Annotated in this window: 13 protein-coding genes; 8 read left to right on the forward strand and 5 right to left on the reverse strand. The window is 75.2% G+C overall.

The features are described 5' to 3' along the window. Positions 1-519: 519 nt before the first annotated feature. On the reverse strand, positions 520-1281 hold the full coding sequence (locus tag BCD48_RS11330) for a hypothetical protein (protein ID WP_071048330.1): 762 nt from the start codon (positions 1279-1281) through the stop codon (positions 520-522). A 530-nt stretch (positions 1282-1811) separates the two neighbouring features. Here BCD48_RS11330 and BCD48_RS11335 point away from each other — a divergent pair. From BCD48_RS11335 to dinB, 6 genes are all read left to right on the forward strand, one after another. Further along, positions 1812-2258: an SAV_6107 family HEPN domain-containing protein gene (locus BCD48_RS11335; protein ID WP_241841653.1), complete on the forward strand. Its 447-nt coding sequence runs from the start codon at positions 1812-1814 to the stop codon at positions 2256-2258. A gap of 107 nt (positions 2259-2365) precedes the next feature. Next, a complete protein-coding gene (imuA', locus tag BCD48_RS11340; RefSeq protein WP_083418475.1) occupies positions 2366-3178 on the forward strand; it encodes a DnaE2-dependent mutagenesis accessory factor ImuA' in 813 nt (270 codons plus the stop codon). After that, entirely contained in the window at positions 3179-4921 is a 1743-nt protein-coding gene (locus tag BCD48_RS11345; protein ID WP_071048319.1) for a DNA polymerase Y family protein, read from the forward strand. It begins immediately after the preceding gene. A 296-nt stretch (positions 4922-5217) separates the two neighbouring features. Then, positions 5218-9249 (forward strand): error-prone DNA polymerase, encoded by a 4032-nt coding sequence (locus BCD48_RS53385; RefSeq protein WP_083418476.1) that lies wholly within the window; start codon positions 5218-5220, stop codon positions 9247-9249. A 383-nt stretch (positions 9250-9632) separates the two neighbouring features. Next, positions 9633-10433, forward strand: a complete 801-nt coding sequence (locus BCD48_RS11355; RefSeq protein ID WP_071048320.1) for a methyltransferase domain-containing protein — start codon at positions 9633-9635, stop codon at positions 10431-10433. After that, positions 10430-11755, forward strand: coding sequence for a DNA polymerase IV (gene dinB / locus BCD48_RS11360; RefSeq protein WP_083418477.1), 1326 nt, complete (start codon positions 10430-10432; stop codon positions 11753-11755). Before BCD48_RS11355 ends, dinB begins: the two co-directional genes overlap by 4 nt. Positions 11756-11881: 126 nt before the next feature. On the opposite strand, the gene BCD48_RS11365 is transcribed toward dinB, so the two are convergent. From BCD48_RS11365 to BCD48_RS11380, 4 genes are all read right to left on the reverse strand, one after another. Beyond that, positions 11882-12277: an SCO2097 family morphological protein gene (locus BCD48_RS11365; protein ID WP_071048321.1), complete on the reverse strand. Its 396-nt coding sequence runs from the start codon at positions 12275-12277 to the stop codon at positions 11882-11884. A 333-nt stretch (positions 12278-12610) separates the two neighbouring features. Further along, entirely contained in the window at positions 12611-16162 is a 3552-nt protein-coding gene (locus BCD48_RS11370; RefSeq protein ID WP_071048322.1) for a transglutaminaseTgpA domain-containing protein, read from the reverse strand. A gap of 118 nt (positions 16163-16280) precedes the next feature. Then, positions 16281-17780: a DUF58 domain-containing protein gene (locus BCD48_RS11375; protein ID WP_083418479.1), complete on the reverse strand. Its 1500-nt coding sequence runs from the start codon at positions 17778-17780 to the stop codon at positions 16281-16283. Positions 17781-17790: 10 nt separating this feature from the next. After that, complete coding sequence (locus BCD48_RS11380) at positions 17791-18822, reverse strand: AAA family ATPase (RefSeq protein WP_071048323.1); 1032 nt, start codon at positions 18820-18822, stop codon at positions 17791-17793. Positions 18823-20036: 1214 nt separating this feature from the next. Between BCD48_RS11380 and mraZ the strand changes: the two genes are divergently transcribed. Both mraZ and rsmH read left to right on the forward strand, forming a co-directional pair. Then, the gene (gene mraZ, locus BCD48_RS11385) at positions 20037-20468 is read left to right on the forward strand and encodes a division/cell wall cluster transcriptional repressor MraZ (RefSeq protein ID WP_071048324.1); all 432 of its coding nucleotides are present in this window, start codon (positions 20037-20039) and stop codon (positions 20466-20468) included. Positions 20469-20946: 478 nt separating this feature from the next. Next, the gene (rsmH, locus tag BCD48_RS11390) at positions 20947-22005 is read left to right on the forward strand and encodes a 16S rRNA (cytosine(1402)-N(4))-methyltransferase RsmH (protein WP_083418481.1); all 1059 of its coding nucleotides are present in this window, start codon (positions 20947-20949) and stop codon (positions 22003-22005) included. Positions 22006-22029 lie beyond the last annotated feature (24 nt).

Raw genomic sequence — 22029 nt, forward strand, 5'->3', positions numbered from 1 at the left:
GGTTGTGCTTACTGGTTGTCGGGCGTTGGGCGCCCTCCCCGTGCGGTTCCGGGTCCTGGCATATGGCGGTGGTGTGGCTGGGGCCGGGCTGACGAAGTGGCTGGGTTGGTATTGCGCCAATGCGCGGTCACTAACCGTGGCTGGGTTGCGCTTGCTGGTCGCTGGAATGGAGTCGCGGGCCGCCGCGCGGCTGGACATCCGAGCCCATGGGGTGTCCGTCGGTGCGCGACCGCGGCGCATGGAGTGATCCCACCATGATCATGAATGAATGCCTGAATAGCCGGGCTATCCGTTGGCTGTTGCCGCGGCGGCGAAGGTCCGCCTCACTCGTGACGATTCATGATCGTCGCGGGTGTGTCCTCGCGGTCGTGACCTGACTGATTTCGCGACTACGACAACACGATGATGGTGATCCACCGGCCGCGTGCTGGCGGTGAACGCTGGCGGGGCGAGGCGAGGCGGCATTGGAGGTCGGAGCCGGGTTCTTCCGGGCTTCGGGCGGCGCGGGCCCGACGGGCGCTACTGGCCGCCGGGGCGCAAGGGGTTGCGGCCGTCGAGGGTGCCATGGGCGGCGAGGACGGCGAAGCGGGCGAACAGCTCCTCGGCGTACCAGCCGATCTCGGGGGTGCGGCGGACGACGGCGGCGTGCGCCGGGCGCCCGTAGGCGAACGCGCGGACGGCGGCGAGGTCCGGCCAGACGCTGAATGTGCCCTGCAGGCCGATCGGGGCCTCCCCGATGCCGATCGCGAGCCGCGGCCCGGCGGTGGGGTCGGCGGCCAGGGCGGCGAGGTCCGCGGCGACCGGGGGAACGGCCCGCCAGAAGGTGACCGCGCGCCGGGGCGTGAGCCGGGCGCGGGTGAGCACCGCCACCGGCCCGGGCGGCGCATCCTCGGCCGCCCGGCGTCCCGGGGCGGGGCGGCCGAAGGGCTCGCGGCCGGACCAGCGGCCCCTGGCGGCGACGGGCTGTAGCCGCAGGTGGAGGTGCTCCTCGGCGGCGCGGGCCCAGGAGCGCGGGACGGCGGAGGTCGTGAACGCCTCGGCCGCCCGCTGGCTGTCCCAGGCGGCCACAAGTCCCCAGCGGCGCGGCTCGGCGTCCAGCGGGCCGAACGCGCCGGGGGTGCCGGTGCCGACCAGCCTGGCGAAGGTGAGCCCGGGGACGCGGCGCAGCCGCGCCCTGTCCAGCGCCATCCGGACCAGCGCCCCGCCGACCCGCCGGGCCGGCACCCGCCACAGATCGACGGTGACCAGCGGCGGGGCGGCGCCGTCGGCATCGGCGGGCATCACCGCCACCGCGGGGCGCCCCGGCCGTGCCCGGGCGCCCCGACGACCCCGCCGGCGGCGGGCGGCCCAGTCCCCGGCGCCGGGGCGGCGGAGTCGGTGGGAAAGCCGTCCCCACAGGGAGAACTCGCGGGCGAGACCGGCCGGGGACCGGCCGCCGCGGCGGCCCGACACGGCGTGGCCAGCGACATTGACGCCTCCTCTCAGCCGGGCTACCTTCAATTGTGTTCGAACCTTTGTTCGAACTGGGTAGGGCGCCGGGTCGGCGGTACTGACAAACCCAGCACTGACAAGGCCAGCACTGACGACACGAGCAAGGACGACGCCAGACCGGAGGGTGGGACATGACCAGCCAGCCGACTCCGCACCAGCCAACTCAGCCAGCGCCGCGCCGCCCAGCCGTGCGCCAGCAGCCCGTGTGCCAGCAGCCCACCCTGTACCCAGTACGGCATCGGCCCCCGCAGGCGCCACAGCCTCCGCTGTCCCAGCAGTCTGCCTCGGGAGTGCGACAGGTTTCCTCCGATGATCGCCGTGTGGCGGTCCCGGCGGCCGGGATGCCGCGCCGTTCCCGGGACGACCTGCTGGCCGCGGCCCGGCACGGGCTGGCCGAGGCGGCGTTCGCCCGCCCGGCGGGGGAGCGGTATGCCCTCGCGCACCTCGCCGCGCTGCGGGTGGCCGCGGCCGTGCTGGCGGACCGGGCGAAGCCCCGACCGGGCCGGCGCGGCCGGCCGGTAAGTGCCTGGCGGCTGCTGGCCCAGGTCGTCCCGGAGCTGGACGAGTGGGCGGACTTCTTCGCCGCGGGCGCACCGCGGCGGGCGGCGGCGGAGGCCGGGCTGTCGGTCGTGACCACCCGCGAGGCCGACGACCTCGTCCGGCAGGTGGAGATCTTCCTCGGCGTGGTGGAGGAGGTCCTCGGCCTGCCGTCCCAGCCGGCGCTCACCGGGACGGTGCCGGGAACGGCTCGTTCCGGGACGGACTAGGCGTGGCGCCCGCCAGGGCGGCCGATCCGGTCCGCCCCTCGCCTGGCGGCCCCTCCCGCGAGAGCCGGGGCATCCATGACGTGACTCGCGACGTCCGTGCGGCTCGCGTGACCTCCCCGGGCGAACAGCCCGTCACCGGGCTCGCCGCGCCGGTGGTGGCCGCGCTGCGGGACCTGCGGGAGCTGCGCGACCTGCGGGAGATCGCCGGCGGCCCGGATGGCCGTGCCGACCCGCCCGACCTCACCGACCCGGACCGGATGCTGCCGGTGCCGGCGGCGCTGGCCGCGCTGCTGCCCCGGCGCGCGCTGCCGCGCGGCGCGACGGTGGCCGTCGAGGGGTCGGCGGCGCTGCTGCTGACCGTGCTCGCCGAACCGTCCAGGGCCGGGGCATGGTGCGCGGTGGTCGGCTGCCCCGCGCTCGGCCTGCTCGCGGCGGCGGAGGCGGGGATCGCGCTGGAGCGGCTGGTCCTGGTCCCCGAACCGGGGCCGCGCTGGCCGGTGGTCGTCGCCGCGCTGATCGACGCCCTGGACGTGGTCGCGGTCCGCCCACCGGCGCGGGGCGGCGCGGCCGGGACGGCCAGCGCGCCCCGGCGGCTCTCGGCCCGGGCCCGGGAGCGGGGCTGCGTGCTGCTCCCGGTCGGGGAGGGGTGGGACGGCGCCGACCTGCGCCTGGCCGCCGAGGAGCGCTCCTTCCACGGCCTCGGGCAGGGGCACGGCCACCTGCGCGGCGCCCGGGTGCTGGTCCGGGTGTCCGGCCGCGGCGCCGCCGCCCGCCCGCGCCACGGCTGGCTCGCCGTCGCCGGCGCGGATCCCGTCGCCAGCCTGGACGGCGCCGCCGCCCGCTACGTCGGCGACGGGTCGCCGGCCAGGGGAGAAGCGCGGCCCGCGCCGGGGCCGCCCCCCGTCGAGGGGGCGGCCTAGATGCCTGTGCGGATGCTTGCCCTGCACTGCCCGGACTGGCCGACGACGGCCGCGGGTGCCGGCCCCGAGGTACCCGCCGCCGTCATCGAGGCGAACCATGTCGTGGCGGTGACCAGGGCCGCCCGCGCCGCCGGCGTGCTGCCCGGGCTGCGCCGCCGCGACGCCCAGGGGCGCTGCCCCGAGCTGCGACTGCTTCCCGCCGACCCGGAGCGGGACGCCCGGGTGTTCGAGCCGGTGGTGGCCGCCGTCGAGACCGTGGTGCCCGGCGCCGAGGTGACCCAGCCCGGCGACTGCCTCATACCAATCCGCGGTGCCGCCCGCTACTTCGGCGCCGAGGCCCTGGTGATCGCCCAGGTCCGCGGCGCGGTCGCCGCCGCGCTGGCCGCCGTGGCCGCCGTGGCGGCCGGTGGGCCCGCCACGGCCGGCGGGCCGCGCGGCTCGGCCCGCCGGAGTGGCCCGAGAGGCCTGGGCGACAGGGCCGGTCTGGCTGGCGGGGGAGGCCCGGGCAAGGGCGCGGCCGCGGCGGCGCTGTGCTCCTTCGGGATCGCCGACGGGCCGTTCGCGGCCGCGGTGGCCGCCCGGCTCGGCGAGACCGTGCCGGCCGGTGCCGGCGCGGGCTTCCTCGCGCCGCTGCCGGTGGAGCTGCTCGACCGGCCCGAGCTCGCCGGGCTGCTGCGCCGGCTGGGGCTGTCCACCCTGGGCGCGTTCGCCGCGCTGCCCGCGGGGGAGGTGCTCGCCCGGTTCGGCCCGGACGGGGCGCTCGCGCACCGGCTCGCCCGCGGCGACGACGAGCGGCTGCCGGCGCCGCGGGTGATCCCACCGGACCTCGCTGTCGAGACCGAGCTCGACCCGCCGGCCGACAACGTCGACCAGGTCGTCTTCACCGCCCGCCGGCTCGCCGAGGACGCCCACGCCAGGCTGCTGGCCGCGGGGCTGGCCTGCGCCCGGGTCGCCATCGAGGCCGAGACCGAGCACGGCGAGCACCTGCGCCGGGTCTGGCGGCACGACGGCCCGCTGACAGCCGCCGCTATCACCGACCGGATTCGTTGGCAGCTCGACGGCTGGCTGTCCGCCGCGAACGCGGCCGGCGAGCCAGCGGGGCGGGCCGCCCCAGCTGCGATCACTTCTTCCCCGTCGCAGCTGGGGCGGTCTCCCGAACCGGCCCGGGTCACCCGGATCCGGGTGACCCCACAGGACCTGCTCGCCGCCGACGGCCGCCAGCTGGGGCTGTGGGGGGAGCCAGGAGCGGCCGACGGCCGGGTGCGCCGCGCCCTCGACCGAGTGCAGGGGCTGCTCGGGCCGGAAGCGGTCCTCACCGCCGAGGTGCGCGGCGGGCGAGACCCGCTCGCCGCGGTCCGGCTGGTGCCGTGGGGGGAGCCACGCGGGCCGCGTGGCCCGGCCGAGGCGGAGCGGGCCGCCGCCCCCTGGCCCGGCCGGCTGCCCCGGCCGGCGCCGGCCACCGTGCTCGTCGAGCCCCGCCCCGCCGAACTGCTCGACGTCGCCGGTGAGTCCGTCGTCGTCAGCGGGCGGGCGACGGCCACCGGGACGCCCGCCTGGCTGTCCGTCGACGGCCGCCCGCCGGTCCGGGTCGTCGGCTGGGCCGGGCCGTGGCCGGTCGACGAGCGGTGGTGGGAGCCCGCCGGCCGGCGCCGGGCCCGGTTCCAGCTGGTCACCGAGGACGGCTCGGCCTGCCTGTTGTTCGTCGAGGCTGGCCGTTGGTGGTGGGAGGCGTCATACGGGTGAGTGAGAGCGGCTCGGTGAGTGAGAGCGGCTCGCCTTGTTCGCCGCCCTTCGGGTGGCTCCGATGGCTCTCACTCAGATATCTGCTCCGGGGGCGACCCCCGGACCCCCGATGTCGCGCTTCGCGTGACTAAGGAGAGCGACACGTAGCCCGGGAGTTGGCCGACGGGCGCGGGTGGAGATGGCCGCGGGGGCCGAGGTGACCGAGGTGCTGAGCGCGCAGGGGCGTTCCGGCGTGGGGGAGGTTCGTGGTGAGTTGGTGGAACCCGGCGGTTTCGTGGGCGGAGCTGGAGCGACGGATGTCCGGCCGCCCGGCGGGCCCGGACGAAGGGCGGGAGGGGCCGGGCGGCGACGGTGGGGACGCACCGGCGTGGACGCGGCATCGCGAGGCGTTCCGCCCCTCGCCGGAGCTGGTGGCCGCGGCGGCCGCGCGCGGCGGTGACGGCGCGGCGCTGGCGGGCGAACCATACGCGGAGCTGCACTGCCACTCCGCCTTCAGCTTCCTCGACGGGGCCAGCCAGCCGGAGGATCTCGTCGAGGAGGCCGCCCGGCTGGGGCTGTCCGCGCTGGCCCTCACCGACCACGGCGGTATGTACGGGGTGGTCCGGTTCGCGGAGGCGGCGGGCGAGGTGGGCCTGCCGACGCTCTACGGGGTGGAGGTCTCCCTCGACCTGGCCGCCCCGCGCCCCGGCGCGCCCGACCCTGACGGCGAGCACCTGCTCGTGCTGGCCCGCGACCCGGAGGGGTACCGGCGGCTGTCCAGGGCCGTGTCCGACGCGCACCTGGCCGGCGGGGAGAAGGGCCGTCCGCTGACCAGCCTGGACGTGCTCGCCGCCGCGGCGGGCGACGGGCACTGGCAGATCCTCACCGGCTGCCGCAAGGGGGTGGTACCGGCCGCCTTGGTCGCCGGCGGGGTCGAGGCCGCCCGGGACAGCCTGGACGGGCTGGTCTCCCGGTTCGGCCGGGACAACGTCGCCGTCGAGCTGTGGGACCACGCCCAGCCGCTCGACTCCGCCCGCAACGACACCCTGTACGAGCTCGCCCAGGACGCCGGGCTGGCCTGCGTCGCCACGAACAACGTCCACTACGCCACCCCGTCGGCGGGCCGGCTCGCCGCCGTGATGGCCGCGATCCGCGCCCGGCGCGCCCTCGACGAGATGGACGGCCATCTGCCCCCGGCCGGCTGCGCGCACCTGCGGTCCGGCGACGAGATGGCCGGCCGGTTCACCCGCTACCCTGGCGCGGTCGCGGCGGCCGCCCGGATCGGCGCCGAATGCGCCTTCGACCTGCGCCTCGTCGCACCCCGGCTGCCGGACTTCCCGGTGCCGCCCGGGCACACCGAGGCCAGCTGGCTGCGGTTGCTGACCATGCAAGGCGCCGCCCGCCGCTACGGCCCGCCGGGGCAGGAACGGGTAGGCGGCGCCTACGACCAGCTCGCCCACGAGCTCACCCTGATCGAGTCGCTCGGCTTCCCCGGCTACTTCCTGATCGTCCACGACATCGTCGAGTTCTGCCGCCGGGAGGACATCCTCTGCCAGGGCCGCGGCTCCGCGGCGAACTCGGCGGTCTGCTACGCGCTGGGCATCACCGGCGTCGACGCGGTCTCCTTCGGCCTGCTGTTCGAGCGCTTCCTCGCCCCGGAGCGCGACGGCCCGCCCGACATCGACCTGGACATCGAGTCCGGCCGGCGCGAGGAGGTCATCCAGTACGTCTACGGCCGCTACGGCCGAGACCGGGCCGCCCAGGTGGCCAACGTCATCAGCTACCGGTCCCGCTCGGCGGTACGGGACGTCGCCCGCGCGCTCGGCTTCTCGCCCGGCCAGCAGGACGCCTGGTCCACCGGCATCGACCGCTGGTCCCCACTGCCCGCCACCCCCACGACGCCGGCCATCCCGGCGCCCCCCGCCCCGCCCCCACCTGTCCCGGCCATCCCGGCCCAGGCGGCGGCCCCAGCCGCGGCGGCCCCGGCCATCGCGCCGCGGGCCGCGGCGGTGCCAGCCGCGGTGATCCCGGCCGTGGCGGTGCCGACCGGCACCGCGAAGACCGCCCGAACCGCCGGTGGGGCCACCGCCGCCCCGGCCACGCCCTCCGGGCCAGGCGCCCTGTCAGACGGTGTGGAGGATCCTGTCAGGCGCTATGGGGCCGAGGACGCCTGGGCGCGCCCCACACCGTCTGACAGGACGGCCGCTCGGCCTGAGGCGCCTGGCGGTACGGCCGCCCGCCCCGAGCCACGGGACCGGATCGGGCCGGAGATCCCGGATGAGGTGGTGGGGCTCGCCGGGCAGCTGCTGGGGTTTCCGCGGCACCTGGGCATCCACTCGGGCGGGATGGTGATCTGCGACCGGCCGGTGGCCGAGGTGGTGCCGGTGGAGTGGGCGCGGATGCCCGGGCGGACCGTCATCCAGTGGGACAAGGACGACTGCGCGGTCGCGGGGCTGGTCAAGTTCGACCTACTGGGCCTGGGGATGCTCGGCATGCTGCACGGCGCGTTCGAGCTGATCCGCGCCCACCACGGCCGCGACCTGGACCTGGGCGAGATCCCGCAGGAGGACATGGCGGTCTACGACATGCTCTGCGCCGCCGACTCCATCGGGGTGTTCCAGGTGGAGAGCCGTGCCCAGATGGCGACCCTGCCCCGGCTGCGCCCGCGCCGCTTCTACGACCTGGTCGTGGAGGTGGCCCTCATCCGGCCCGGCCCGATCCAGGGCGGCTCCGTACATCCCTACATCCGGCGCCGCAACGGCACCGAGAAGGTCACCTACCCCCACCCCCTGCTGCGCCGCTCCCTGGCCAAGACCCTGGGAGTCCCGCTCTTCCAGGAGCAACTCATGCAGATGGCCATCGACATCGCCGGGTTCACGGCGGCCGAGGCCGACCAGCTGCGCCGGGCGATGGGCGCCAAACGGGCGACCGAGCGGATCGACCGGCTGCGAACTCGCTTCTACGAGGGCATGGCCGCGAACGGGATCCTGGGGGAGACGGCCGACGAGCTGTACACGAAGCTCGCCGCGTTCGCGAACTTCGGCTTCCCGGAAAGCCACTCGGTGAGCTTCGCGTTCCTCGTCTACGCCAGCGCCTGGATCAAGCTCTACTACCCGGCGGCGTTCTGCGCGGCGCTGCTCAACGCCCAGCCGATGGGCTTCTACTCCCCGCAGAGCCTCGTCGCCGACGCCCGCCGCCACGGGGTCTCCGTCCACGGCCCCGACCTGAACGCATCCGCCGCCGGTGCCATCCTGGAGAACCTCCCGTCTCCCCGCCAGCCCGAGGCCGATGCCCCCGCCGGATCCGGGGTTCCTGCCAGATCGGCGACAGGGTCCCTGCTCGATCGGCGACAGGGTTCCTGCCGGATCGGCGAAGCTGATCGGGGAGGTCAGCGATCTGGGAGGTCAGCGATCGGGGAGGTCTGGGAGCACCGGAGGCCGGCGTTCCGGGAGATCCGCTGGGAGGCCATGGCGCCGACCGGCCCGCGCGAGGCCGGTGAGGCCGGTGAGGCCGAGCCCGGACCTGCCGATCCGACGGGAAATCCGGCAGCCCCGGCCCCGGCAGCCCCAGCGGCGACGTTGGGAAGCCCAGACGCCGGCTGGGTGGTGAATGCGGACCAGGCGGCCGGCTGGCATCCGGCCGTTCGGCTGGGCCTGGCCGGGGTGCGCCTCATCGGCGCGGCGAACGCCGAGAAGATCGTCTCCGCCCGGGAGAGGGACGGCCCCTACCGGGACCCGGCCGACCTCGCCCGCCGGACCGGCCTGGCCGCCGCCCAGCTGGAGGCGCTCGCCACCGCCGGCGCGTTCGGCTGCTTCGGGATGGCCCGGCGGGAGGCGCTGTGGGCGGCCGGCGCCGCGGCCCAGGCCCGCCCCGGCCGGCTCGAGGGGATGACCATCGGCGCCGACCCGGCGGTGGTCGCCGCCTACCTGCCCGGGATGACCGACGCTGAGGAAGCCGTCGCCGACCTGTGGGCGACCGGGATCACCCCGGGCCGGTACCCGACCGAGTTCGTCCGGGACCGGCTGGACGCGCTCGGAGTGGTCGTCGCCTCGGGACTGGCCGGGCTCGACGCGGACCGGCGGGTCGTGGTCGCCGGCGTGGTCACCCATCGGCAGCGCCCCGCGACCGCCGGCGGGACCACCTTCCTCAACCTGGAGGACGAGACCGGGCTGGTGAACGTCGTCTGCTCACGCGGGGTCTGGGTCCGCCACCGGACGGTCGCGACATCCGCGGCCGCGCTGATCGTCAGCGGGAGGCTGGAGAAGGCCGACGGCGTAGTGAACGTGATCGCCGAACGCCTGGAACGCCTCCCGATCGCCGTCGCCCGCCGCTCCCGGGACTTCCGCTAGGGCGCCGCTGGCTCGAAGGTCGCTTGCGCGACCTCTCGCCGCGGCGCCTGTCGGGCGCCTGGGGCGCCCTCTCAGCCTGGATCCGGGGCTGAGGTGTATGGCCGGGGCTGGTGTGGGTCGGGGTCGGGATGTGGTTGCGGTGGCGGTGCGCCAATGCGCTGTCGCTACTGGTGGCTGGGTTTGGGACGTTCGCTCATGATCTCCTGTGGCATGAGGGGCGCCGTCGCCGGGTCGCTTCCGTTCGATTACCATCGGTTACTTTGGGGGAGCCGTTGTTACCGAGCGTAGGGGTGCCCGATGTCCCGATGGATAATGGCGGTCGCCGGTGTCTCCGTGGGTGGGCTGGTCGTCGGCGTGGTCATCGGGTTCTCGCTCCCGGCCCGATGACGGCCGCCCGGCCGGCCGCCCCCTCGTCGGACCCGCGGCACGCGGCCGTGTGGCGGGCGCTCGCGGACGTCCTCGCCGTCACCGGGCCAGTCGGCGCGGGACTCACCGTCGTCGACGCCGGCGGGGGCAGCGGCGGCTTCGCCGTGCCGCTCGCCCAGCGAGGGCACCGGGTCACGGTCGTCGACCCGAGCCAGGACGCGCTCGCCGCGCTCGCCAGGCGCGCCGCCGACGCTGGTGTCGCCGACCGCGTGACCGGCCGCCAGGGCGACCTGGCCGAGCTCGCCACCGCCGCCGGCCCGGCCGTCGCCGCCGCCGGTGGCGCCGACCTGCTGCTCTGCCACGCCGTCCTGGACCAGGTCGAGGCCCCCGAGCAGGCACTCGCCGCGGCGGTACGGGTGCTGCGCCCCGGCGGCTGGCTGAGCCTGCTCGTCGCCGGCCGGCCCGGTGCCGTGCTCGCCAGGGCGCTCGCCGGCCGGTTCGGCGAGGCGACCCGGATACTCACGGACCCCACGGGCGAGCCGGGGCTGGGGGAGCCGACCCGCCGCTTCGACACCGCGGAGGCCATGTCCCTGGTGCGCACGGCCGGCGCCGAGGTGGTCGCGGTCCACGGCGTTCGGGTCTTCGCCGACCTCGCGGTGCCGCCTCCACCCGCCCGCGGCGAGGGCGAGCGGGAGCCGCCCGCCGCCTGGGCCGACCAGCTTGCCGACCTGGAGGCCGCCGTGTCCGCCCGTCCGCCCTATCGCGACCTGGCCGCCCAGCTGCACGTACTCGCCCGCCGCGCCCCGGCCGCCCCATGACCAGCCAGACTGGATCGGTGGGCTCGGCGGAAAGCGACATCCTGCACGTCGACATGGACGCGTTCTTCGCCGCGGTGACGCTGCTCGCCCGTCCCGAGTCACGCGGCCAGCCGGTGATCATCGGTGGCGGGCCGCGCGGGGTGGTGCTCTCCGCGACCTACGAGGCGCGTGCCTACGGCGTCCACAGCGCCATGCCGCTCGCCCGCGCCCGTCGCCTGTGCCCGTCCGCGCTGGTGCTGCCGCCGGAACGGGACCGCTACCAGGAGGTCTCGCGACGGGTGATGGCGGTCCTGCGGGACGTCACCCCGCTGGTGGCGCCGCTGTCCGTGGACGAGGCGTTCCTCGACGTCTCCGGCGCCCGCCGGCTGTTCGGGACCCCCGCCGAGATCGCCGGGATGATCCGCGCCAGGGTGCTCGCCGAGGAGGGGCTCACCTGCTCGGTGGGCGTCGCGCCGACGATGTTCGTCGCGAAGATCGCCTCGACCAGGTGCAAGCCGGACGGCCTGCTCGTCGTCCCGCCCGGCGAGGTGCTCGCGTTCCTGCACCCGCTGCCGACGTCCGCGCTGTGGGGAGTCGGGCGGGCCACCGAGGCGGCGCTCGGCCGGCTCGGCCTGCGCACCATCGGTGACATCGCCGACTGCCCGCTGCTCACCCTGCGCCACGCCCTCGGTGACGCCGCCGCCCACCATCTGCACGCGCTCGCCCACGGCCGCGACGAGCGCGCCGTCGACCCGGACACGACCGAGGTCAGCATCAGCGCCGAGCACACGCTGTCCGTCGACGTCGCCGAGATGGGCCAGCTCGCGCGTGAGCTGCTGCGCCTGTCCGGCCAGGTGGCCCGCCGGCTGCGGGCACGCGGCCGGGCCGGCCGCACGATCGGGATCAAGATCCGGTTCGCGGACTTCACGACGGTCACGAGGGCGCGCACGCTGCGTGAGCCCACCGACGTGAGCCAGGAGATCTACCGCACGGCGCTGGCCCTGTTCCAGGAGGCGGGGATAGCCGGTCGGGCCGTCCGGCTCCTCGGCGTCCGCGCCGCGAGCCTCACCGACGCCGGTTCCACCGGTCACCAGCTTGCCTTCGACGAGCGCCCCGCCGCCTGGTCCCAGCTTGACCGCGCCACCGACGCTGCCAGCCACCGCTTCGGCGCGGGCGCCGTAGCCCCCGCGAGCCTCCTACCCCGCCCGCCCCGGACGCCACCCGTCCCGAAGCGCGACGAGCCCGGACGGAGCGAACCCAGCGGTTCAGCTGCAGCGGCAAGCAACCGGGCTGGGCGCGGAGGCGCGCCTCGCGGAGGCCCTCCTACGAGCGAAGCGATGTAGGGGGGCCGCAGCGAGGTCGCCGGAGCGCCCGTGAGCGCAGGAGGACGGCGCGCGGAGGTCCCGTGGGAGCGAAGCGAGTACGGGGCCGGAGCGCGCCGCCCGGACGGAGCGAACCAAAAATACAGGTCACCCCTCCCAGCGTCGGCGCCAGCGCTCCTCGAAGCGCTCGGTGATGCTGGGGCGGGTGCGGCGGCGGGGGGCGCCGCCGCCGCGGCGGCCGTGGTCGACGCCCCGGCCGCTCATGCGGCGCAGGTCAGCGGAGCCGCGCACGGCGGCGGTCAGCATGATCGAGAAGCCGAGAATGCCGAGGACAACGGTCAGCACCGGCATCTGGCTGAGCACGACGCCGACAATCAACATCGCGAGTCCGAGGACGAACAACACCGCGTTGCGGCGAATCCGGCGGACCAGATAGGTACGCGGAGTAGCCGAGCGGACAGTGCTCGCAAACTTCGGGTCGTCCTCGACAAGAGCGCGCTCGATCTGCTCGAGCATGCGCTGCTCGTTCTCCGAGAGCGGCATCGACGCTCCTCCCACGGCCGGTAGGACGAACCTAACCAAGGATAGGCATCCGAGAGCGGGCGCGGTAGGCAACCGGCCATCCTAGGTACCCAGCCGTTACACCGAATAGGTACCCCGAGGACGCTCGGGTCCCCGGGTGCGTGCTTCTGGTTCGTGGTCGCGTCCGTTGGGCCGCCTCTGGCCGATAGGCCAGAGACAGCCCAGCGTCGCCACCCCTGTAGAACCAAGCGTAAACAAGCAACCGGGCATGTGGTCCCGCGGACAGCCCAACCTACGTCCCGACCCTGGCCGCAGCGGGTCGCGACGAGGCCGGCCAGGTCAGGAACGGCCAGGTCAGGACCGGCCGGCGGGCTCGGGGGGCTCCGCGGACTCGCGCCCCGGAGCCGGGCCCGCCGCCGGCGGCGAGGCCGGGTCGACGGAGCGGCGCTGCCAGGCGCGCTCGTCGGCCGCGTACGCACCGGACCGGGTCAGCCTGCGCAGAACGGACGGCGGGGCGACCTGGGCGACCAGCCGGCGGCTGCGCGGCGCCACGGCCAGCAGGGTGTCGATCGCCGTAGTCACGTCGGCCCCGATGGTGCCCGCGCCCTCGCCGAGCGGGGTGCCCGGCGGGGCGTAGCGGACCCGTTCCTCGGCCCAGCCGATCCGGCCGAGCGCCGCCCGCGCCGCGACCACCCGCTCGTCGTCCGCCTCCGGCCCCGCCGACAGGTAGGAGGACAGCCGCGCGACCACCATCCGCGGCGAGTCGCTGGGCCGCAGCGGGATGCCGAGGTCCGTCGACACGTCCAGCAGCTCCGCCCAGCCGGCCCGCACCCGCGCGCTCGCCCGGGCGGACGCGTCGCCGGCCGTGTCAGGCGTGGCCGCGTCCGCCCGCGGGCCTACCCGCAGCCGCCGGCGTCGGATGACCCGCCGCGCGATGGCCGGCGCGAACAGCAGACCGAGCGCGGCGAGCGCGACCACCAGCCAGATCCCGACCCACAGCGCGATGTGTGCCGCGCGCCCCGTTCCGCCCTGTTCGCCCGTCTCCCCGCCGGTGCCGGCGCCAGCCCCGGGGGTCGCGGTCGCGGCCGGTTGTTGCCCGGTCTCACTTTGGTGCTGGTCCGAGCCGGGTGACCATGTGCTGTCGCCGAGCCCGCGCAGCTCGCCGACCGGGGTCGGGTTGAAGCCGATCCAGCCCGTGCCGGGCAGCCAGACCTCCGTCCAGGCGTGCCTGTTGCCGTCCTTGTAGAGCAGCGTGCCGTCGGCCTGCGGGACGCCGAAGGCGAAGCCGGTCACGACCCGGGCGGGGATGTCGAGCGACCGGGCCATCGCCGCCATCGCCGTCGCGTAGTCAACGCAGAAGCCACGTTTCGTGCCGAACAGGAAGTTGGCGAGCGTACCGGCGACGGCGTCCTGGTCGTAGGCGAACGTGGGTCCGCGCAGGTAGCGCTCGAGCGCGCTGACCTTGTCGTAGTCGCGGTGGTAGTTGGCCGTCAGCTCCCGTGCCAGTGACTCGACCCGCGGGTCGATGGTGGCGGGCAGCGCTCGGTCGACGGCCAACTCGGCGGGTATCGCTCCGGTGGCGGCGCGCTGGGCGGCCGTCGGCGTCGGGATCTGGGACTGCACCGTGTAGGTGGCGCCGGCCGCCGACGTGCCGACCGTGGCGTAGAGGGTGCTGGTGGCCTTGTTCAGCCACCAGTCGCCCTCCAGCCCGGTGACCGACGCCGGAACGCCGGGCACCGGCAGCTCGGTTTCGTGGAAGCCGGGGTGGACGGCGACCGTCGCGGTGACCGCGGTCGTCGCGACGCCCGCCGCGGGCCCGGGCAGGCCCGCGGCCAGCGCCGTGTCATCGGCGCCGGGGAGGCGCACCGACGTGAAGCGTTCGCCGTCGAACGTGTCCAGCGCGGTCTCCCGCAGGAACACGTTCTTGAAAGCGGCCGGGTCCGCGGTCCGCACGCTCAGTCTCGGCGCGCTGAGGTCGGTCTGGCGCAGGCTGTCGGCGAGGTCGGCGGTCGAGCGGCCCTCTGGGTTCGCCGGCTGCGGCCCGTCCGCCGGGCCCGCGCTCTGCGTCGTGCCCGGCTGGCTTCCGCCAGGCGTCGGGGTCGCCGGCTGGGTCTGGCCCGGGGTGGACGTGCCCTGACCGGCCGGGGCCTGGCCCGGGTCGGGCGCGTAGTTCGGCGCCGGGGTGGCACCGTCGGTGCGCGGGGTCGGCTCGAAGGCGATCCAGCCGGTGCCGGGCAGCCAGACCTCCGGCCAGGCATGCGCGTCGCCGTTGCGGATCAGCCGGCTGCCGTCGGCCTGGCGGATGCCGTCGACGAAGCCGACGGCCACCCGCGCCGGAATCCCCAGCGACCGGACGAGCACCGTCATCGCCGAGGCGAACTGCTCGCAGTAGCCGCGCTTGCTCCCGAAGAGGAACTCGGCGAGTGCCCCCGGCTTGTTCGTCGGCGCGCCGTTGAGGTCGTAGGTGAAGGTGCCACCGCGGAAGTAGTCCTGGATGGCGCGGACCTTGTCGTAGTCGGTGGAACGCCCCTGGGCGAGCTGCCGCGCGAGCTCGCCGACCCGCGGGTCGACGCTTTTCGGCAGCATGACGTCCTTGCCGAGGTTCGGCGGCCGCGGCCCGCCGGCGGTCAGCTCCCGGGGCGTCGGAGCCGGGGTGGCGGCGGTGACCGTGTAGGTGATGCCGGACGCGTTGGCGTGGGCGGCGAAGATGGTGCCGGTCGCCCGGTCGAGGCGCCAGTCGCCGGTGAGGTCCTTGACCGACGTCGGGAGGCCCGGCACCGGCAGGTAGACGTCCGGGTAGCCGGGCTTGATGGAGATCGTCGCGACGGTCTCAGTGATGGTCAGGCCGGCGGGCGGGCCGGGCAGGCCATGCTCGATGCGGTCGTCGGTGGTCGCCTCCAGCTGGCGCATGTTGAAGGCGCTGCCGTCGAAGTCGTCCAGCGCCACCTGCCGCAGATGCAACGGGGCGTCCGGGTCGTTCGGCCGCAGCACGGTCATCACCGGGCGGTCGGGGTTGTCGTGCAGCCGCTGGGTGAGCGTCGCCATCGGCGGGCTCACCTTGGTCTGTGAACTTCCGGGGCCGTTCCCGCTCGCCGCCCCCTTGTCGCGGTTGACCAGGCCGTTGCCGTTCAGCGACGGCGTGACCACCGGGACCAGCACGGCGAGCAGCACGGCGCCGAAGGCGACCCGGCCGGCCAGGCCACCCAACAGCAGCTGGGATCGTCCCTGGCCGTGGGTGGTGACGAGACGTCCCCACCGCCCGATCACGGAGCGCCCGTCGAGCATGAGCAGCGCCAGGAAGCCGAGCACGCCGAGGGCGAACGGCGCCACGCCGACGCCGCCGGGCAGCACGGCGGCCGGCACCGCGAACAGCCCGAGCAACGGCAGCCCGGCCAGGGTCGGCCGGCGGGCGGCGACCGTCAGCAGGTCAACGACCAGCGCGACGAGCGCGACGCCGAGAACGGTCAGCACGACCAGGCCTGGCCGGCTCGGCACCGGCGCGGCCAGCCGAGACATGTCGCTTCGGCCGTCGGACATCAGCTCCGTCAGGCGCGCGAGGCTCGCACCGTTCGGTATGAAGCCGAGCCAGGCTTCGGCACGCGTGCACAGCCCGGTGAGCGTGAGCAGGAGGCCGGCGAGGCTCAGGACGATGGTCGCGGACGGGCCGAGGCCGGCGCGGCGGCCGAGGGCGGCGAGCCCGACGACCACGAGGACGGCCAGCAGCGCCGGGCCGAACCACCACCACAGACCGCGGAACAGCGGTGTGAGGGCGAGCGCGCACATCAGCGAGGCGAACGTGCCCACGGCCGTGGGCACCCACTGCTCCTGCGCGCTGGAGCGGCCGGCGCCCAGCAGGGCGGTGCGCCGCCGGCCGGCGCTCGCGCCCGGCTGGTTGGTGGCGGGCATGGCGAGCCGGGGTCCCCCCCGATCTGCCTCCCTGTCCGGGCCAGGGCCAAACGTGCGGGACGACATAGACCCGGGTCTGGCAGATCGGCGGGGAGGCTGGGTCATGCCGGCACCTTGTTCATCGTGAGACCTCGTGAGCGTCGCCGTCGCTGTAGCCGTCGCGCCCAGCCCCGCGGCGTTGCCAGCGCTCATCGAGGCCTTCGGTGATGCCGCGGCGGTCGCGATCGCCTGGGGCGCCGTCGTCAGTGGTCAGGGCGGTGGCGGCCGTGCCGCCGGTCGGCCCGGTCCCCGGGGCATTGGCCGGGCCGTCGCCCCGGCCGGCCCAGGGGGCGGCTCCCAGCCAGGGGGTGCCCGGCCGGGAGCCGGCGCGCGACCAGCCGGACGCGTACCGGACGGCGGGCAGCGTCACCCGCGGCCACTCGTCGATGAGCCGGCTGCCGCGCCCGGTGACGAGCACCCGCCAGCCGGCGCGGGTGAACGCCAGCTCGGAGCCGGCGAGGTCGGTGGTGGCCGCCGGGTCCTGGCCCCAGCGGGACAGGTCGACGAGCACGGCGACAGCCGGCGCCGAGCGCGGCCGCATCGCGCCGAGCTTGCGGGCCACAGGCGGCGAGGTATGCCCGAGGACGAGCACCAACATCCCGCCGTCGCCGGCCGCGACCGCCGCGTAGGCCGCGTTCGGGTCGAACGTCGGGACCTGGGTCACCGTCGAGAGCTCGTCGAGCAGCGGGTTCACGTTGCCGGCTGCCGCGACGGCCGCGAGCCCGCGATGGGTGACCAGCCGGACGCCGTAGCCGCTGCGCGCCAGGTGAGCGCCGATCGAGCCGGCCGCGCTGACCGCCCACTCGAACGGTGACTCCGGGCCGACGTAGTGGCCCCACGACCCCAGATGGTCGTCGAGCAGCACGGTCGCGCCGCCCACCCGTGGCTTCTCCTCCCGGCGGACCATCAGCTCACCGACCCGGGCGGTGGTACGCCAGTGCACCCGGCGCAGGTCGTCGCCGGACCGGTAGGGCCGGGTGGTGACCTCGTCCTCGCCGTGCAGCGCGGAGCGACGCCGCGTCGAGACGGCGGCGTACGGCTCCGCCCGGGTGCCGGGCAGCAGCTCGATCGCCGGCGTCACGACCAGCTCGTCGCGGCTGCGGAACGCGCGGGTCAGCTCGCAGAACCCGAACGGGTCGGCGAGGCGGATCGACATCGGGCCCAGCTGGTAGCGCCCGCGGTGCGTGGCGCGCAGCTCGTAGGACAGGTCCCTGGTGCCGCCCGGCTCGATCCGGTCGAGGACGAAACGGGCGCGGGCGCCGAGCGCATCCGGTACCCGGTCCTCGACGAGCAGCACCGACGTGGGCAGCCGGCTCATGTTGTCCAGCCGGACATGCACCTGCGCGGTCCGGCCGGCGGCGACCCGAGGCGGGTCGATCCGTCGGGTGCAGGCGAGCCGGTAGCGCGTCCTGGAGACGAACACCGCGGCCGACAGCGGCAGCAGCACAAGTAGAAGAGCCACCCGCAGCAGGTCCTGCTCGCCGAGCACCAGCGCGGAGACGGCGCAGGCGCCGCCCGCGGCCAGGAACGAGCGGCCGCGGACGGTCAGTCCGCGCAGGGCGGCGGCGAGGTCGCGCACCGCGTGTCCGTCAGTGCCCGCGTCGCGGCGGCCGGGCGGCCGGGCCGGGACGGGGGATCGGCGTGCGGGCGACGATGTCCGCGAGCAGCCGCGCGGCGATGTCGACAACCGGGTCGCCGGACATCGCCAGCTCCGGGCGCAGCAGCAGCCGGTGGGCGAGCACCGGCACCAGCAGCGCCTGAACGTCGTCGGGCAGGACGAACGACCGGCGGTCGAGCGCGGCCGCGGCCCTGGCGGTGCGGATCAGGTGCAGCGCCGCGCGCGGGGAGGCGCCGAGCGTGATCTCCGGGTGGCGGCGGGTGGCGCCCACCAGCTCGACGACGTACTGGCGGACCTCGTCGGCGACGTGCACCCCGCGCACCAGGGAGCTCATCTTGGCGATCTCGGCGGCGGAGGTGACCGGGACGACGTCCGCCAGCGGGTCGGCGTTGCCGTGGCTGTCGAGCATCGAGAACTCGGCGGCGGGCGACGGGTAGCCCATCGAGATCCGGGCGGTGAAGCGGTCGCGCTGCGCCTCCGGCAGCGGCCGGGTGCCCTCCATCTCGACCGGGTTCTGGGTGGCGATCACCATGAACGGCGACTCCAGCCGGTAGCTGACGCCGTCGACGGTGACCTGCTGCTCCTCCATGCACTCCAGCAGCGCGGACTGGGCCTTCGGCTCAGCGCGGTTGATCTCGTCGCCGACGACGATGTTCGCGAACACCGGGCCGGGGCGGAACTCGAAGTCGCGGGTGCCCTGGTTGTAGACGCTCACGCCGGTGACGTCACCGGGCAGCAGGTCGGGGGTGAACTGGATGCGGCGCACCCGTGCGTCGATCGAGCGGGCGAGCGCCTTGGCCAGCATCGTCTTGCCGACGCCGGGCACGTCCTCGATGAGCAGGTGGCCCTCGGCCAGCAGCACGACGAGCGCGGCTCTGATCGCCTCGGGCTTGCCGTCGATCACCCCGGCCACCGAACGCTGGATCCGGTCGGCCACGTCTGCCAGCTGGCCGAGATCGCCAGCTGGGTCGCGCCAGTGCAGGACTCCTGGCTCCGTAGCCACCTAAGGCCCTCCTCCGGGATCAGCGGATCGGTCCGGCCCCCGGCGGGAGCTTTCCATTCCCGAGTGTGACATCTCAACGGGCCATCCTTGCGTGCAAGGGGCGCCAAACCGTCAACCGGGGGAGGCGCTTCGCGCCCGTACGCGGTGGCGTGGTGCGCCGTAGTGACGCCGGTGGTCGGCGCTCGCAGGGCGGCGTCCGACGTCGYCGGCCCCGTCCACACAGGTTCCGGGGCGGGGCTAAAGGCTGTTTCTGGTTCGCTCCGTGCGGGCGGCGCGCTCCGGCCCCGTACTCGCTTCGCTCCCACGGGACCTCCGCGCGCCGTCCTCCTGCGCTCACGTGCGCTGCGGCGACCTCCGCTGCGGCCCGACCACGTCGCTTCGCTCGTGGCCGGGCCTCCGCGGAGGTGCGCCTCCGCGCCAGCTCGGTTGCGTCACGCTGTACGTCGCCAACCCGAAGCCCCCGTCTCGGGGGGCTACGTCGCTTCGCTCGTGGCCGGGCCTCCGCGGAGGCGCGCCTCCGCGCCAGCCCGGTGGCGTCCCGCTGCAACGTCACCAATCCAAGGCCGGCCCTGACCCGGAGCTAGACCACAACACGAGCCTGGCCCGGGTGCTGCGCGGTCCAGCGGCGGGTGACCGTGCTGGGCGCGGAGGCGCGCCTCGCGGAGGCCTGCCTACGAGCGAAGCGAAGTAGGCGGGCCGCAGCGAGGTCGCCGGAGCGCCCGTGAGCGCAGGAGGACGGCGCGCGGAGGTCCCTTCCCGCCGCGAAGCAAGGGAAGGGGCCGGAGTGCGCCGCCCGGACGGAGCGAACCATCAACAACCTTCCCGCCCAACCCGGAAGTGGACTCCCATCACGCAACCTGTGCGCCACCTGTGCGGCCCATCAACGGCGGTGATGGCCCGTGACCGGATTGTGCCGCCTTTACGCCTACCGAATTGGTGCACTTCTTCGCTGTGCGTTCGCTGTGTGGGCTCCGCTCGCCCGGCGAACCGGCGGGCGTACGGAACGACGTCGTGCCAGCCCCGCGGGGCGGTGGGGGAAGCCACCTCTTCGGGGTGTCGCGGGGGTGCTGGGTGGGGGATAGTGGGGTACAGTGGCGCGCAGTGGGGGAACGACGACGGACTGATGGCCTGTTTGCGGACCGATGAGCGGGATCTGTGGGGAGACCGTCGGCCGCGGCGCATGACCCCGCGCTGGTGAGCGAGGAGGGGCGCCGGTGTTTCTCGGTAGCCACTCCCCGCGCCTGGACGACAAGGGCCGGCTCACGCTGCCCGCGAAGTTCCGTGAGGAGCTGGAAGGAGGGCTCGTGATTACTAAAGGGCAGGAACGCTGTCTTTATGTGTTCCCCCTGGCCGAGTTCTCCAGAATCAGCGAGTCGCTGCGTACTGCGCCGGTTACGACGAAGTCGTTGCGCGACTACAGCCGGGTCTTCTTCTCCTCGGCCAGCGACGACGTCCCCGACAAGCAGGGGCGGATCAACATCCCGCAGGCGTTGCGCGAGTACGCCGGGCTGACCCGCGACTGCGTCGTCAACGGCGCGAACACCCGGGTCGAGATCTGGGACGCGCAGCGGTGGACGGCCTACCTGACCGAGCAGGAGGAGAGCTTCGCGGAGCTGTCCGAGGAGGTGCTGCCCGGCGTCATCTAGCGCTCCAGGGCGCGCGATGCCCGGGGACGCCCGCAACACCAAGCTTCCAACCAAGCTCCAGGAGCACCCGTACCCTCTGGGCGCTCTCCGCGGCCCGCGGCCCCGACCCGCGGCGGGCCTGGCTGGCCGACGAGGACGCGACCAGGTGACCCGACGGGTTACCTCGCCCCCGGTGGCCCTCAGCCAGCGGACCCTCAGCAAGTGGAACAGACGGACATCGCGTGTCGAGTTCTCCCCCGCCTGCCTCCGGGCGCCACTTCCCCGGCGCCCGGCGGCCAGGCGGGGCGGGACCTGGGCGCACGCCGAGCCCGCTCGTTCCTCCCGCGGGCGCGCCGCCTTCGGTACGTGCCCAGCGGCCCTCGGCTTCCCACCGGATGGGCGTCGACGCGGGCAGACGCGTGCGTACGTACCCGTCCGCTGGGCGCTTCGGCCGAGAGGGACCGGTCAGGAAGGGCCCAGTCGAGAAGGGCGGCGAGCGGTGCAGGCCAGCCACATCCCGGTCCTGCTGGACCGGGTCCGCGCGCTGCTCACCCCGGCGTTACGCCAGCCGGGCGCCGTCGCCGTCGACGCCACACTCGGCCTCGGCGGGCACGCCGAGGCGTTGCTGCGCGAGCTGCCCGAGCTGCGGCTGGTGGGCCTGGACCGTGACCCGCAGGCGCTGGCCGCCAGTCGCGACCGGCTCGACTTCGCCGCCGGGCGGGTCCAGTTCGCGCACGCCGTCTACGACGAGCTGCCGGGCGTGCTGGACGGCCTGGGCATCCGGGCCGTGCAGGCGGTGCTGTTCGACCTCGGCGTCTCCTCACTGCAGCTGGACACCGACGACCGCGGCTTCGCCTACTCGCGGGACGCGCCGCTGGACATGCGGATGGACCCGACGAGCCCGCGCACGGCCGCCGACATCCTCAACACCTACGACGAGGCGTCGCTCTCCCGGGTGCTGCGCCGCTACGGCGAGGAGCCGTTCGCCCGGCGGATCGCCGCCGCGGTGGCGGCCGAGCGGGCCAGGCAGCCGTTCACCACCTCGGCCCGGCTCGTCGAGCTGGTCCGCGCGGCGATACCGGCGGCGGCGCGGCGCACCGGCGGGAACCCGGCCAAGCGCACGTTCCAGGCGCTGCGCATCGAGGTCAACGGCGAGCTGGAGGTGCTGGACCGGGCCCTGCCCGCCTCGCTTGGCCGGCTCGCGGTAGGTGGCCGGATCGCCGTGCTCGCCTACCACTCACTGGAGGACCGGATGGTCAAGCGGGCGCTGGTCGAGGTGACCACCACTCAGGTGCCACCGGACCTGCCCGTGGTGCCCGTCGGCGCCGAGCCGACCTTCCGGCTGCTCACCCGTGGGTCGCAGGCCGCGTCGGAGGCGGAGGTGACGGCGAACCCGCGGGCCGCGTCCGCCCGGCTGCGCGCCGCCGAGCGGGTCCGCCCGCCCGCCGCCACCAACAGGACGGGAAGCCCAGAGGGCCAAAGGAGGCGCGACAATGCTCCTCCTTCGCGCCTCCGGCGGCCCCCGTCCCCAGAAGAACCCAGGGGAGGAAAATCATGACCGCCGAGCCGAGCGACGAGCACC

This window comes from Pseudofrankia coriaricola (assembly GCF_001854805.1).
Classification (GTDB): Bacteria; Actinomycetota; Actinomycetes; order Frankiales; family Frankiaceae; genus Pseudofrankia.

Bases quoted from the DNA above. Each gene is read 5' to 3' on its own strand.
- BCD48_RS11345 (WP_071048319.1), top strand. From the start codon at position 3,179: ATGCCTGTGCGGATGCTTGCCCTGCACTGCCCGGACTGGCCGACGACG.
- BCD48_RS11330 (WP_071048330.1), bottom strand. From the start codon at position 1,281: ATGCCCGCCGATGCCGACGGCGCCGCCCCGCCGCTGGTCACCGTCGAT.
- BCD48_RS11370 (WP_071048322.1), bottom strand. From the start codon at position 16,162: ATGCCCGCCACCAACCAGCCGGGCGCGAGCGCCGGCCGGCGGCGCACC.
- BCD48_RS11355 (WP_071048320.1), top strand. From the start codon at position 9,633: ATGACGGCCGCCCGGCCGGCCGCCCCCTCGTCGGACCCGCGGCACGCG.
- BCD48_RS11365 (WP_071048321.1), bottom strand. From the start codon at position 12,277: ATGCCGCTCTCGGAGAACGAGCAGCGCATGCTCGAGCAGATCGAGCGC.
- BCD48_RS53385 (WP_083418476.1), top strand. From the start codon at position 5,218: ATGTCCGGCCGCCCGGCGGGCCCGGACGAAGGGCGGGAGGGGCCGGGC.
- dinB (WP_083418477.1), top strand. From the start codon at position 10,430: ATGACCAGCCAGACTGGATCGGTGGGCTCGGCGGAAAGCGACATCCTG.